The organism is Variovorax sp. TLI9-5A (assembly GCF_056867935.1).
In genome coordinates this window covers 1,500,282-1,514,274 of record NZ_CP200310.1, presented here as the reverse complement: position 1 = coordinate 1,514,274, position 13,993 = coordinate 1,500,282, and the positions used below count along the sequence as shown (strand labels likewise).

Sequence of the window (13,993 nt, the reverse complement as noted above, 5' to 3'; positions counted from 1 at the left end):
TGTAAAGAGTGCGGCGCCTAACCTATCAGGCATGCAATCGACTCCCACACTCGACGCCATGCCGATCACGCACCATTTCGGCGGCGGTGTCTACGCCAAGGAAACATGCATTTCCGCTGGCCTGATCCTCGTTCAGCACAAGCACGACTACGACCATCTTTCGGTGTTGGCCTCTGGCACCGTGGAATTGCTGGTTGATGGCGTGCGTAGCGAAGTCACCGGGCCTGCCTGTCTTACCATCGAGGCCGGCAAGCATCACGGTGTGAAGGCGCTGACCGATGTTGTCTGGTACTGCATCCATGCAACCGACTGCACCGACCCGCACGAGGCGGACGAAGTTCTGATCCAAGCTCCTGACGATGCTCTTATGGGCTCGATGATCCGAGAGCTTCAGGAATGACCGCGCCGCGCATCCTGCTGCTCGCTGAAGGCATCGACGTTGGGCCGATGCAAGCCGCATTGGCAGCGCACCCGGAACTGTGGGATCAGAACACCGGCAGGACTGCGCCAGAAACCTCCCCGCATCACGGCCTGTCCGATATCTGGGCGCGCTATGCAGACCCGGCGACGATTCGGGAAGACGGCTCGCATGATTCCATTTGGTATCCGTGCGCCGGCATCTTGCCGGTGCGCGAGATTGTTTACCCGCTGATGGCGATGACCCACGGCGAACGACTGGGCGGCGTGCTCATCACGCGAATCAAGCCCGGGCAGATTTGCAGACCTCATACCGATCCTGGCTGGCATGCCCGTTACTACGACAAGTACGCCGTTCAGATCGAGGCCGCGCCAGAGCAAACCTTTCACTTTGAAGGGCAGTCACTCGTGACCAAGCCCGGCGATCTGTTTTGGTTTGACAACTCGCATACGCACTGGGTGACGAACGACAGCCAGCGCGACCGAATCACCATGATCGTCTGCATCAAGACGGGGAGAAACTGATATGCCCTGGAGCATTGCAGCGCCGGTAATTGGCGCAGTCGCGTCTAGCGCGCTTTCGAGTGGCGGCGGCGGATCGAGCAGCGGCGGCGCTGGCTCTGGTACGCAGAGCAAAGAGCCCTGGGCTATGGCCCAGCCGTGGATTCTGAGCAACTTGGTGCAAGGCCAGAACCTGCAGAACGCCTACACAGCGCAGCCGTTCAGTAATCTCCAGAACCAGGCCTATGCGAATCAGGGCAACCAGAGCAACTACATGCGGGCTCTGGTGCCCGGCTTGCTCTCGCAGCTGAGCGGTCAGCCTCTGGCATACGACCGCAACAACCAGAACGCGCGCCCGCAGCCCTTCGACTTCGCAAGTGGCGACACCCTGAAGGGGCTACTAGCGCAGATGGCTAGTGGTTCGTCCAACACGACCCCGGCGCAGAACACTGCCCAGGTTCAACAGCCGAAGCAAGACGAAGGTACGTTTACTCAGCAGAGCGACATGCTGAGCGGAGCTACTGCAGCAAGTGGAGACGGCCAATCTGGACTTCGCGGCACTGGCGGCTATGGCACCTTCAAGTACGGCATGCCGATGCCGCAGCCTGGCACGCAGGCCTACCGCGACATGTCCGCGTACTTCAGCAATGGCGGCGCGGACCCGAACAACCTCTACGGCCGGCAGTCGTCCGCATACCAACTGCCTCCCGCGAATCCGCTGTCCTATCTCTGGACTTCGGGCGGCGGCTATGGCACTCCCGCTGGCGGAGGCATCGGTGACACCGGGGCCAATACGGCGGCGGCGGCATCAGGGAACACGGCCTGGTAAGGCACTTCGATCAACCCCTAACGCTGTGACAGCGCTGGAGTAACACCATGGCCGGATTTGGCGATCAAAACCCATTCCTGGGGCAGAACAACCCTTATCTACAGCAGAACATCGACCGCGCTCAAGGCGATCTAACTCGGCAATACAACCTCACGACCCAGCCCGCCTACAACAGCGCCATGGTGAAGTCGGGTTCGTTCGGAAACTCTGGTGTTCAGGAGATGAACGACAACGCCCGGCGTGGACTCTTGGACACGCTATCGAATGTCGATTCGAGCATGCGCATGCAGGACTACAACCAGCAGCAGCAGATGTACCAGTGGGATCAGGGGTTCAACCGCCAGTTGTTCAATGACGCCTACGGGCAGAACATGAACAACCTCACGACTGGGATTGGTCTGCTGGGGACATTGGCGGGGTACAACGCCAACGATCTAACGAACGCAAACACGATTCAGAACACGCCTTTCAACTACTGGCAGCAGTTCGCCAATCAAGCCAATGCCTTCGGGCAGGGCTACGGCACGCAAAACACCAGCATGGGCAGCTCAAGCAATCCGGCGCTTACTGCGATGGGTGGTGCCGTGCTCGGGTCAAGGATCTATAACAACTGGAAGAACGCTTACGGCGGCGACACCTATCAAAGTCTCAATAGCAACGCTCAGGCCAACGGTTACGGGAACAACTTCCAGACCAACGGCTATTCACCTGACCAACCATACGGCTGAACGGGAAGCGCAACTATGGCAAAGAATATCCCTGGTATCCCGGTGATCGACAACGGCGGTGCACAAGAGGTGTTTGTGAGTGAGGCCGTGGGACTCGTGCACAACCTCGGGAACTATCACATTTCCTTCGCGGCGCTGATCGCGGATCACAGCCACGCGGATGCACCCATGGCGCGGCTCGTCAATCTGCGCATTGTGATGCCGATGGAGGCAGCGCACTATTTGGCGGATGAGCTGATCGGCCATGCCAAGGCTCGGCAGGCGCTTGCGAAGGCAAAGGGGGGGGCGCATGACCATCGAAATCAGAACGCAGTGGAACACCCCACTTGATGGCGAAGAGGCCGACTACAAAAAGCACGCTGCCTTTGCCGGATATGCCATCGAAGTGATCGAGAGTTTGAGGCCCAGTCTGTTGTATTTCCTTGAGGCGACCGATGCCCGCGTCATCGTCGGCAAGGATCTCTTTTCCTTCTGCCTGCCGTGCGTTGGCGCAAAGTGGTATGAGGATGAAGAGATCGCGGCGAGCCTAAAGCTGCTTCCTTGGGAAGAGCCAACCGAAACAATGCACTGAGGAAAAATCATGGCTGGTCTTTTCGAATCCCTTCTCAACGATCCTGGCGCCCAACTCGGTATTGGGCTGCTTGCTGCTGGTGGGCCGAGCACCACTCCCATGAGCTTCGGTCAGCGCTTGTCCGGTGCTCTGCAAAGTGTTTCTGCACAGCAGGATGCGGACTTGAAGCGCAAGCTGCTGCAGTCTCAGATGGAAGAGAACGCTTCACAGAATGCACTGCGACAAGCGCAGATCACGAAGGCCAATCAGATCCAAGCGATGACCAATGGCTTGTTCGGTGGTGCTGGTGTTCCTGGCTCGACCTATGGGGCTTCTGCTGCAGGCTCGGACGGCACGGGCGGCTATGCCCCTGGCGTAAATCCTGGCGCCTCAATGCAAATGCCGACCGTTGCACAAGCGTCCGGCCTGCGCGGAGTCCCTCTCGAAAAAGTGGCCGCGCTGAAGGCGGCGGGCGGTCCGGATCTGATCGATGCCTGGAAGCTCGCAAACGTGCCAACGCAGTTGAGTGCGGGTGGCTATACCCAGATGCCGGGACAAGCTCCGCAGTACCTGCCTGATCCGACGAAGGGAATCGACTTCCGCAACGGAATGGTTTCTGCTCTCCCAGGCTCTGATGTGCTCGCGGCGCTCTCGGGACAGCAGGCTGCAGCCCAAGCCGGCGCAAAGATGCCTTACGACATTCAGACCGACCGCGCGAAGCAGTACACGCAGGCCCAGCTGGACCCGATGAAGGCGGTAAACCCACTCACGGGCGATACGGACTATGTTTCGCGCCTGGCTATCGCGGGTGGTGGCCAGCCTTCCGGCATGAATCCTGGCGGCAACATTGCCCCCGGGAATGGCGGTGCTCCTGGCGCGCAGGCTCAGGGCCAAAACCCGTACGTCGCAGACCGCAACCCGATCAAGCAGCAATCGCAGATCGCGCTTAACGATAACTGGATCAAGTCCACCTATCAGCCGGTGAAGGATGCGGGCAACACGGCGAATGACCTGCTGAATAGTGTTCAGGCGATGCGCAACATCGATTTCAATTCTGGATGGGGCGCGGAAAGCAAGGCGAATGCAGCGGCCTTCCTCGAAGGCCTCGGCGTGAATGTCGGCAGCTCGAAACTGTACGCAGCGAACGCGCAGAAATTCCAATCCGTGGCAATGGATCGGCTGTTGACAACCCTTGGCGCCCAGAAGGGACCCCAGACCGAAGGCGATGCACAGCGCGCACAGCAGACCTTTGCGAAGCTGAACAACACGCCAGAAGCAAACGCCTTCATCCTCGATTTCGCACAGGCCAAGGCAAACATGGATCAGGCCAAGGCCAGTTTCTACGACAGCGCGCTCCCGATGGTGCAGCAACGGGGCGACCTCACTGCAGCAGATAGGGCTTGGCGCAAGGTCGGATATTCGGTCTGGAATGACCCGATCTTGCAGAAGTGGGCCAAGTGATGGAAACCGTTAGCCTGCTAGATGCTCTCTATCCCGTTGGCAATAGCGCTGGCATCCCGGCGAGCGTGCCGAGGGTGAACAACCCGGCCGACTTCATCAACACGTATGGCGGTGCTGCAGAAGTCGCGGGCAAGGCCCTTGGCGTCGATCCTCGCATCCTGCTGGGTCAGTGGGGCTTGGAGACTGGCTGGGGCAAGTCGATCATTCCCGGGACAAACAATCTTGGGAACATCAAAGACTTCTCGGGCGCTGGCACTTCGGCCACGGACAACATGACGGGCAGCCGGGACAAGTACCGCACTTACGCGAGCCCGGCAGACTTCGCCAGCGACTATGCCAGCCTCATCCAGCGCAAGTACCCCGGCGCTCTGGGGGCTGGATCAGACCCGGCCAAATTCGCGGCGGGCCTGAAGGGCTATGCGGAAGATCCGCAATACGCGAACAAGCTCGTGCAAGCCTCTCGCATGGCGAGCAATGCCCCCGGCCCGGTCATGAACGCCATTGGCAACGCGGTTTCATCCCTCTTTCCGTCCGCCAATGCACAGACGACGCAACAACCCGCGCAAAGGGCTCCTATGGCTCAAAACGAAGATCTCTCGCCCGACTTGGCGGGGCTGGTGAACAGCTACCGCCAGCAGCCTGCACAGCAAGCGGCCAACACGGACCCGCTCGACCAACTGGTTACGCAATTCAAGCAGCAACCCGTCGCGCCGAAGCAGGCTAAGCAAGGCACGGCGCCGGCCACTCCTGCCGCAGCAGCAAGCGGCGCTGGCAACGATCTTTTGAATGCAGCGATTTCCGCTACGCCTGCCGGCTTCCTGGCAAACCTCGTGACCAACCCGGGCGGCATGGAGCGAAAGGCCTTGATGGGCCTGGCTTCTGGCTTCGCAGACGTGGGGAACACGATCATCAACAGCGGCACGAAGGCCGGCGCGAACGCCATGCCGACGAATCCGGATGTTCAATGGATGGTGCCGGAGAACCTGCGCCGGCAGGAGCGCGGCGTTTCCAGCCTCGTGACCGGTCAGCAGCCGATGAGCCAGTCAGAGAGGGATAACGCAGACCGAACAGCAAGCCTGCAGCAGTTCAACACGGATAACGCATCCCTGCCCTTTGCTGTGGGCCGGATCGGCGGCAATGTGCTTGCCACGGCGCCCGTTGGCGGCCTCATCGGAAACGGCGTGAAGGCCGTTGCGTCCACTCCTGCCATTGCGAACGTTGCGCCCTGGCTGGCAAACCTCGGGGAGGCAATTTCTACCGGTGGGATGTCTACCGGCCTCGCGCCTACCACCACGGTCGGCACCATAGGCAACCTCGCGCTGCGGTCTGCTGGAGGTGCGATCAATGGCGGCGCATCGGCTGCCCTGATCGACCCGCAGTCGGCGAAAGTCGGCGCGGCCGTTGGCGCTGCCCTGCCACCCGCAGTGGCCGCAGCCGGAAAAGCCGGATCGCTCTTGGCAGCCGGTATTCGGTCCCTGCGCACTCCTGATGAGGTTCGAGCTGCAAAAGCCATCCTTGAGGCTGGAGGCTTGACCAATCCCGACGAGATTGCCGCGGTGCGCGCCGCAGTCGGGCAGATGGGGCCGAACATCATCGCGGAAGGCCCGACCGTGCCTCAGATCCTGCAGAACCCAGGCATTAGCCAGCTGCAGCGCACCCTTCAGAACGCAGGCGGTAGCGCCCTGACCGAAAAGGAGGCTGCGCAGAACGCATCACGCCTGGCAACCTTGGAGCGCGTCTCGCCCGTCACTGCTACGGTGCAGCAGTCGGCCGAAAACTTCGGCAACAGCCTCGCGGCCAATGTCGTTCCAGCAGAGGCCCAAGCATCGCGCCGCGTGAATGCTGCCTTTGATGCGGTAGACCCGTTCAACGAAACCCGCATCAATCTGCCGAGCGATGCCATGCAGCAGGCTCGGGACAAGTTCCTGGGGCCGGGCACCTTCGGGACTGGTAGCAAGGCGCAGGCAGCGCTTGCAGAAGCACGCCGAATCGGCACAGAGGAACTGCCGGCAATCACCGCCGCTGCGGCTCCGGGGGCTCGCTCGCAACCGCAACCCATCACCAAGGCGATCCGCGATCTTGGCGGGATCAACACTGATGCGGTGTCGTCGCGCGGCATGGCCGGCGAGCTGGCAGACCTTCGGCAGTCTGGCCTTGGCAGTGTCATGCAGAAGGGGCGCGGGCAATCGCTCGATACCCTTGCGCAGGCAATGCACGCTCAGGGCTACATCGCGGAGCCTGACCCGGCCGTGTTGCTCAACGCGCTGCGCGATCATGCAGCCGGACAACGTGTCGTATCTGCTGCGGCCGACCAAACGCGCCTGATGCAGGCGGCACGTGAGGCAGCAATGGGTGAAGCGCCCAGCGCGATGACCATCCCGAAGCCGGTAGCGTTCCGGGAGATTCAGAACTTGCGCTCTTCCCTCGGAGAAGCCGCAGAGCAAGCCAGCGCGAAGGGTGCGAACAAAGAGGCTGCGGCACTGCGACAAATGATTGCCGAGTTGGACAACCAGACGGCGCAGGTAGCGGCGGGGCGTGGTGGTCAAGGCGAGTACTTCCCCGCTGATATCGTGAAGGCTTGGCAAGACGCGGTACAGATGCACGCCGACAAAATGGCGAAGTTCCATACCGGGCCTCAGGCATCGATGTTCCGCAAAGCCGCCGACGGTCTACCGCAGGCACAAGGCGGCGAGCTTGCTGCAAAGTTTTTCAGCCCGCGCATGTCACAGGCGTCGGACATTGAATCGTTCGGCCGCATCGCCACGCCGGAGACGCAGGCAGCGCTGAAGAACTACGCGATCACCGACGCAGCGAACCAGACAGACCGCCTGGGCAATCTCACGAACGCGAAGTTCAACAACTGGCTGAAGGCTCGCAACGGTGCGATTGACGGCCTGATGAGCGAAGGTGAACGGGCGCAGCTGCGCGGGGTTGCATCGGACCTGATGCGGGCCGACCAAGCCGCGACCCTCAACATGGCGAAGGGCTCGCCGACCGTGCAGAACGCCCTGAGCCTGGGGGCGCTCGATAACAAGCTGGTGAAGGCGGTACTGAACCGCACGCCTATTGTGGGCAGGTTCACTGGCCCGATGCTCGAAGCGCTGCAGAACACGGCAAGGGCCGGCAAGGTTGCTCAGATCGGGGGCTTACTGTCCGACCCTGTGGCCTTCGATACGGCGCTGGCCCAGTACCTGAGCCAATCCAGCAAAGGCCCTATCGGGATTCTCGATCCGTCTTGGATAGGGATCCAGACGAACCGCGCTGTTCCTCTGATTGCCGCATCCGGTTCCGGTCGTCAGTGAGATTGCGGCCAGTCCACAGGGTGTAAAGAAAATTTACGACGAAGGCCAAGACGCACAGGCCGATGACCTTCCAGAACAGGAAAGCCGGAACCGCGAACCCGAACACGTCGTAAGTCATTTCCGGGATCTTAGACCAACCATGCAAAGCAGGATGAATATGCCAAAGGATGATGAAGAAGACTCTCAAGACTCGGCATTGCGTTTACACCAGGCCGCGAAGCCAAACGGAGAGCTTGAGACAACTGCAGAGACGACAGGGCGCAGCGTTGCCGACCCAGCAATCAGCTCCGGCTTGATGGCCCGCACGTTTCAAGACCATGTGCCCGGCACCAAGGATGTGAACGCCAATATCGCCGAAGTGCGCCGCATTACAGAGGCGGTGAAGCGCGGCGACCTTTCCGACTTGGAGGGGATGCTAGTCGGGCAAGCCATCGCGCTTCAGACCATCGCGGCGAACTATGCCCAGCGTGCTCAGTTGCAGAAGAACCAGCGCAACCTGGAGGCGTTCATGGGCATGGCGCTAAAGGCTCAGGCTCAGAGCCGGGCGACAGTGCAGGCACTGGTGGACCTCAAGTTCCCGCGCCAAGTGGTGTTTGCCAAAAACGTGAGCAACGTCAACAACGGACAGCAGCAGATCAACAACCAAGCGCGCGCGGAGGAAACCGAAAGCGCGCAAAACAAAGTTTTCGAGGGCAATGATGGCCAATGGATGGACCCCAGAACGCCGGGCACGGCAGGCAATGCTTATCCGCAGCTGGCGGCCGTGGGAGAAGGCCACCGGCCCCGTAACACCCGAAGGGAAAGCCGTCGTGTCCCGTAACGCCTACGCAGGTGGGCAGTGGATCGAGGAGCGGCGTCTGGTAAAGGAGATCAACGCCCTGCTGCGCGATCAGAAACGCGCCGTCGAATCACTGCTCTAGTTGTGCCCCCAAGGAGATCCGTGATGTTTTTCGAGACTCGCAAAGTTCCAAGACAAGGCCCGGTTCAGGGCCTCCTAGCGGTCAAGGTTGAGGCCGCGAAGAAGAAGATTGCGACCGTATCGCGCAAGTCGCGGAAGCGAGTTAAGCCGAAGCGCACTTGAGGGGCCTTCAAGTTGGGGTCACGCCCCCACGTTTCACGTAAATATTCGGCGTGTGCCGCGCATACTCTCACCATTGTGTCTATGCGATAGCCCTAAGTTGGATGTTCAAGAAACCGATGGAGGAAGAATGCTTACGGCAGATGAATTAGGAGACAAGGGAGAGAGCCGGTTTAAAGAACTCTGTGCGGATGCGAAACTCTTGTGCAATAAATCGGACCGCGACAGGAGTGGTTGGGATTTTTTAGTAGAAGACCATTTTGACAATGAAACTGCGCGATCTCTAGATAAGCGCCACGCGCCGTTCTCGTGCCATGTTCAGGTGAAGACTATCCTCTCTAGCACGAAGACCATACGAATGAAGCTCAATATGGCCGAGCGTCTGGCAAAGGAGCTTAAGCCGGCTTTTGTATGCGTTTTCGTGGTAAGCCCTACAAAAGACATAATCGACTCCTATTTAATTCATATCCTTAACGAAAGATTGGCTTATGTTCTGCACCGCTTGAGAAAACATAGCGTTGACCACGGGACCGAACATATGAATAAGGTCTTCGTATCAATGAGACCTCAGACCCATGAAAAAATCTCGACAACTGGGGATGCGCTGCGAGAGGCCCTGTTAGCAGCGTGCGGAGGTAACATTCATTCGTATTATCGCGAAAAGCAGAAGCAGCTTTCTAGCTTGGGTTTTGGTCAGCGGCCATATGTTGCGAAGATCAAAATTCCTACCACAAGTAGTGTTGAGCTGGGCGACATCTACCTTGGCATAAAAACAGAAGTACCAGTCCGTAGCATTGACATATTTGAGACGAGATTTGGCATCGAAATTCAGGAAGTCCGAAGTGAAAAAGGGAGGATAACCATTACTCCGGAGCCGTTCGATTCTTGCCGCTTAATAGTACGAAGCGACAACGGATCTCCTCCTGTATCGATGGATGCGAATCTTTATAACCTCCCGGGCGCCGTGACAGGTGGTTCAGATCGCATGTATGTAAAGGCGAACTACATCACGCTCGACATACTTAGATCAAATACCGAAGTAACCGGCGATTTCAAATTTGAACCAGCAACCTTTCGTGCACCCATCAGCAGTTGGAGAGAGTATTGGAAGCTCGCAGATGTTTTGCTCTGCTCTTCTGGTGGATCAATAGAAATTCGACCAAAAAAATATCCTGGCTCCATTTCGTTCTCTTTTGCCCCTCCGCATTCGATATCGAGGAAAAAAATTGAACGCTGGCTTGCCTTAACGGATGCTCTGGGCTCGTTATATCAAGCGTGCGGCGAAGACATGACACACGCATATGAGCTTGGCGAAATTGTTGCCGCAGAATCACAGCTGGCTTTGGTTAGTGAGCTTTTACGAAATCCGGACCATAAATTTCGGTTCCCATTAGAAGCCGAGCATCCGCTCTTCGCAAACATTAGAAATCGTCTTCCGGCGATAATGTGCCAAAGCGTCGCCGTGGGCGACATGATCTTGGCGTACCACATGCTCGCGAAGATATCGTTGGAATGTTCAGAATCTGGGTACGAATGCGTTATTTCGGACTTCTCGTTTCGCGGAGGCAGGCGTATTGGCAACTCGGACGAAGAACTGAATGAATACAAATTAGCTGCGCAGCAGGCAGAAAAAATAGAATTCATTTTTGGGGTAAATCTAGCCGCCAGGTTTATTTCCGACGATTGACAGCTATTTACCTGTGCGCTACTGTTGGCTAACGGAAGGCGGTTAAGAAGGCCTAATCTATTTGCGACCTTTCAAAGTCGATGCCAACTCTCCGAGGCACGAAGCAAATTCGCTGCGGGTTCGCTGATCCATTCGAGCAGTACCGGCGAAGACTCGATCCTGCCCCGTGCCGCCGTTGAAACCGATCCAGAGCTTCTTGTCGGCCAACAGCCCCTCCAGCGCCGAGAGCCCGCTTTCCAGCGTGGCGCCAAACATATGAAAGCCTGGATTCTCAGAATCGATGACTTTGTTATTGGTGGGAGCGAGAGGCGTCCCGCCCTCAGTCCGAATCCAAGCCACTTTCTTCCCGGAGATTCTCAGGTTCTCGGCGCCGTCTTTCAGGTCGCCCGTCTTGAATCCGGCCTTGACTAGGGTGAAGCCGTCCGAGTCGATGGCGATTGACCCGTCAACAAAATCGACGCCTGTGGTGCTTCCAGGCTGCATCGCGATCCCGCTGAAACGGATGCCGCATGAGGTGACGATCCCTCTGCCAGCCAGGATCGTCGGCTGAAGAGTGAGCTGCTCCAGCGTAGTAATCGACTGCGCTCCGGCACTCCATGCGAGAAACATGAGGACGAAGGCAAAGGCAGATTTCAAGGTCATTTGCGCATCTCATTGCACGTCTTCCGGGCAGCCTAGTTCCGAGAAGTGGCGCATAGGCTCCCATGAACATGGGAGAGCGCTCGCAAACCCTCGATTGACAGAGCAAACGGAAGATCAGACTGCGACTTCTATCAAATGAGGAGACTCCATGAAGAAGATCGCAGTAATGGTCGGGGCCTTGTGCCTCAGCCTAGGCGCCTTTGCGCACTCGGGCGGCACGGACAAGAACGGATGCCATCGCGACCACAAAACCGGCGGGTATCACTGCCACTGAAGCAAGGAAATAAACATGAAATCGACAGTCGCCCTAGTCATTGTTCTCGCCGTCAGCATGCCAGCGCTCGCCAGAGGAGGCGGTGGTGGCGGCCACAGCTCCGGAAGCCATGGGTCCTATTCGTCTGGTCACAGCTCGGGCTCAGGCAGCAGCCACTCGATCAGCGGCTACACGAAGAGCAATGGAACCTACGTCGCGCCGAGCCACGCGACCAATCCGAATGGCACAAAGGCGGACAACTGGTCCACCAAGGGCAATGTGAATCCGTACACCGGCAAGCCAGGAACCAAACCTCAAGACTGAGCGCTTTCATCCTGATGACTCCGTTCAGGGCCTTTTGTAGGTTTTGTAGCCCCGTCCCCCGCCCGTTTTCCTGAAAAATCGGGGTTCTAGGGGGCTTTCGTAGGTTTTGTAGCCCTCCCTGATTGACGTTTCTGTGCATTCGATGGCTGTCCGATGGCCGGCTGATTGCGGTCGCGTCGCACGACCGCAATAGGGCCAATGCCCTACTACGGGTCTGAAAACATACAGCCAAATCGATGCTCGGTCGGCGGCCTAACGATTCTGTCGCCGAAAAGTCGTAGCCTCCGACTGTTTACTCCATGGTCTAACGCTGCGATCAGTAGGCCGCTCACCTGGAGAATCGGAGCATGCAGACAGCCTCTACCGAGATCCCGGATTGCGTCTTCGCTGCTCTGCCGAGTGGTTCAAATCTTGGCATTCGGGCTTGCTGGCGAATTGCTTCGAAGATGTTTCTCGATGAATGCAGCGTGGCGCCCATCGGTTGCAAAGACATACCGGGCAGCGCTAGAAACGGTTTCTCGATTGAGCATTTTTGCTATCGAGGCATCCGATAGCCGCGCCAAGTTACCGCCTGTCGCGGCCACGTTGAACATGAAGAATGCGACCCGCGGCGATAGAGGAATGGCGATAAGGAAACTCGTTTTCTCTGTTCCAGCCATCAGTAATGGCTGATCTCCAAGCAAGAGGTCGAAAGAACCTCTTGGGGAAAGTTTGCGCAGCGACCATTGGCCGGTTGTCACCGTCTTCAACATGCGCTCTGACTGAATCCCCATATGCATGGCGCCCAGGGCAACTCGTTGGTACATCCACGGCGCATGGCGATCAACGTACTCGCGCAACGTCAGGTCCGCTGTAACTTCGCGAACTGCATCTGGGTCTTCGTCCAGCAGCGCCCCCAAGGTTTCTCTTGCCATCCCATGCAGCTTTTCTACGGTCCGAGGTATCCGCAAGATGAGAGAAACGACAAACTGAGCCCAATATCCTTTCTGCTCAGCTGTCAACTTCAGGAGGCCTGCTGTTAGAAGTGCCTTGTATGCGTCGGCAGCTGGGCTATCGACATACGGCCCCATGAATTCCTTTTCGAGGGTCGTGTCGTACTGTCCTTCCCCATGCGGGATTGAATAGAGGTGCCGTGCGAAGCCAATGCCTTTTAGCCCTACGCGCTTCTGCTCCAGTGTGCCGCGCACCTTGTGAAATGCCGTCAGCCGGCGATCTTCGCCAAGCCACGCCGAAAGCATGAACTTCGGTACGTAGTGTTGTCGAACGTAGAGATCACTCTCTTTGGATGTCATATGCAGGCGACTCGGCGGATGAAATTACCCGCGCCGAAGCCGGTTCACCAATCGGTTGTCTGCCATCACCTCGGCAATGTGCCGGGCTGTTGGCTCAACCCAGTAGGTTCGGCCAATCTTTAGCGGCGCGGGGACGATGCGACCGTTACGAGCCCATGCGCGCAAAGTGTTTTCAGATGGAGGTGGATCGAATTGCTTTGCCGCCCATGCTGCCAGTGTGATTTTGGGAGACATTCCGAGCGCTCCTTGATCGAGGTCTTCTGGACAATGCTGCCGCATCTGTAGTCGATCAGGCAATGCCTAACCGGCGAGGTGACAATGCTGTCATGCCCAATATCGCATCAATCTTCAAAGCCGAAATCTCTCGCGTGGCTCGAAAAGAGGTCCGCTCAGGAATCGAAGCGCTCAAGAAGGCCTCAACAGGCTATCGCTCGACAATCGCGGACCTGCGCCGACAAGTCGCGGCGTTGGAAGAGGAATTACGGCGTGTCAGCAAAGCCTCGTCCCGCCAAGTTGCTACAGAAACACCTGAAGACACTGAAGCATCGGGCACCAAGCGCAGATTCAGTGCATCTCGGCTGGCGGCACATCGGGCCAAGCTTGGACTGTCCGCCGCCAGCTATGGAGCGCTGGTCGGCGTTTCAGGTCAGACGATCTACCACTGGGAGCAAGGAAAAGCGCGTCCGCGCGCAGCCCAACTGGAGAACCTGGCAACAGTGCGAAGCCTAGGAGCGCGTGACGTTGCGGAGCGCCTTGGCGCGCAATGACCAGCCGTTTGACAGCTACTGTAGAGGTCACATCGCTCGCAGTCAGTCGTCATGCTGCAGCCTGCTGGCGACATCCTGCTGATCTCACGTGGATTGACGGCGATCGTGCGAGCAACTGCTGCTTGCCATGACAACTAGCAATCAGTCACACAGACCAGAACT

General features: G+C 58.2%; 16 protein-coding genes. 13 read left to right on the top strand and 3 right to left on the bottom strand.

The features are described from left to right. Positions 1-58 precede the first annotated feature (58 nt). From AC1VNX_RS07400 to AC1VNX_RS07355, 10 genes are all read left to right on the top strand, one after another. Complete coding sequence (locus AC1VNX_RS07400) at positions 59-400, top strand: hypothetical protein (protein ID WP_483156123.1); 342 nt, start codon at positions 59-61, stop codon at positions 398-400. After that, positions 397-942, top strand: a complete 546-nt coding sequence (locus tag AC1VNX_RS07395) for an aspartyl/asparaginyl beta-hydroxylase domain-containing protein (protein WP_483156122.1) — start codon at positions 397-399, stop codon at positions 940-942. The genes AC1VNX_RS07400 and AC1VNX_RS07395 overlap by 4 nt, the downstream gene beginning before the upstream one ends. Before the next feature lie 124 nt (positions 943-1,066). Then, positions 1,067-1,747, top strand: a complete 681-nt coding sequence (locus AC1VNX_RS07390; protein ID WP_483156121.1) for a hypothetical protein — start codon at positions 1,067-1,069, stop codon at positions 1,745-1,747. Between the two features lie 47 nt (positions 1,748-1,794). Next, positions 1,795-2,475, top strand: a complete 681-nt coding sequence (locus tag AC1VNX_RS07385) for a hypothetical protein (protein ID WP_483156120.1) — start codon at positions 1,795-1,797, stop codon at positions 2,473-2,475. Positions 2,476-2,490: 15 nt separating this feature from the next. Next, positions 2,491-2,805 (top strand): hypothetical protein, encoded by a 315-nt coding sequence (locus AC1VNX_RS07380; RefSeq protein WP_483156119.1) that lies wholly within the window; start codon positions 2,491-2,493, stop codon positions 2,803-2,805. Next, positions 2,765-3,046 carry a hypothetical protein gene (locus tag AC1VNX_RS07375; protein ID WP_483156118.1) on the top strand — a complete coding sequence of 94 codons (282 nt, stop codon included), beginning with the start codon at positions 2,765-2,767 and terminating at the stop codon, positions 3,044-3,046. The genes AC1VNX_RS07380 and AC1VNX_RS07375 overlap by 41 nt, the downstream gene beginning before the upstream one ends. A 9-nt stretch (positions 3,047-3,055) precedes the next feature. After that, on the top strand, positions 3,056-4,486 hold the full coding sequence (locus AC1VNX_RS07370; RefSeq protein WP_483156117.1) for a hypothetical protein: 1,431 nt from the start codon (positions 3,056-3,058) through the stop codon (positions 4,484-4,486). Further along, positions 4,486-7,788, top strand: a complete 3,303-nt coding sequence (locus AC1VNX_RS07365) for a glycoside hydrolase family 73 protein (RefSeq protein WP_483156116.1) — start codon at positions 4,486-4,488, stop codon at positions 7,786-7,788. Before AC1VNX_RS07370 ends, AC1VNX_RS07365 begins: the two co-directional genes overlap by 1 nt. Before the next feature lie 151 nt (positions 7,789-7,939). Continuing rightward, the gene (locus tag AC1VNX_RS07360; RefSeq protein WP_483156115.1) at positions 7,940-8,608 is read left to right on the top strand and encodes a hypothetical protein; all 669 of its coding nucleotides are present in this window, start codon (positions 7,940-7,942) and stop codon (positions 8,606-8,608) included. 388 nt (positions 8,609-8,996) lie between these two features. After that, positions 8,997-10,553: a hypothetical protein gene (locus AC1VNX_RS07355; RefSeq protein ID WP_483156114.1), complete on the top strand. Its 1,557-nt coding sequence runs from the start codon at positions 8,997-8,999 to the stop codon at positions 10,551-10,553. 57 nt (positions 10,554-10,610) lie between these two features. On the opposite strand, the gene AC1VNX_RS07350 is transcribed toward AC1VNX_RS07355, so the two are convergent. Then, positions 10,611-11,195: a hypothetical protein gene (locus tag AC1VNX_RS07350; RefSeq protein ID WP_483156113.1), complete on the bottom strand. Its 585-nt coding sequence runs from the start codon at positions 11,193-11,195 to the stop codon at positions 10,611-10,613. A 148-nt stretch (positions 11,196-11,343) separates the two neighbouring features. Between AC1VNX_RS07350 and AC1VNX_RS07345 the strand changes: the two genes are divergently transcribed. Then, complete coding sequence (locus AC1VNX_RS07345; protein ID WP_184640618.1) at positions 11,344-11,469, top strand: YHYH domain-containing protein; 126 nt, start codon at positions 11,344-11,346, stop codon at positions 11,467-11,469. Positions 11,470-11,484: 15 nt separating this feature from the next. Next, the gene (locus tag AC1VNX_RS07340; RefSeq protein ID WP_483156112.1) at positions 11,485-11,772 is read left to right on the top strand and encodes a hypothetical protein; all 288 of its coding nucleotides are present in this window, start codon (positions 11,485-11,487) and stop codon (positions 11,770-11,772) included. Between the two features lie 404 nt (positions 11,773-12,176). Here AC1VNX_RS07340 and AC1VNX_RS07335 read toward each other — a convergent pair whose 3' ends face one another. Both AC1VNX_RS07335 and AC1VNX_RS07330 read right to left on the bottom strand, forming a co-directional pair. Further along, positions 12,177-13,064 carry a DUF4238 domain-containing protein gene (locus tag AC1VNX_RS07335; protein ID WP_483156111.1) on the bottom strand — a complete coding sequence of 296 codons (888 nt, stop codon included), beginning with the start codon at positions 13,062-13,064 and terminating at the stop codon, positions 12,177-12,179. 24 nt (positions 13,065-13,088) lie between these two features. Next, positions 13,089-13,298: an excisionase gene (locus AC1VNX_RS07330; RefSeq protein ID WP_483156110.1), complete on the bottom strand. Its 210-nt coding sequence runs from the start codon at positions 13,296-13,298 to the stop codon at positions 13,089-13,091. 92 nt (positions 13,299-13,390) lie between these two features. On the opposite strand from AC1VNX_RS07330, the gene AC1VNX_RS07325 reads away from it, so the two are divergent. Next, positions 13,391-13,831 (top strand): helix-turn-helix domain-containing protein, encoded by a 441-nt coding sequence (locus AC1VNX_RS07325; RefSeq protein ID WP_483156109.1) that lies wholly within the window; start codon positions 13,391-13,393, stop codon positions 13,829-13,831. Positions 13,832-13,993 lie beyond the last annotated feature (162 nt).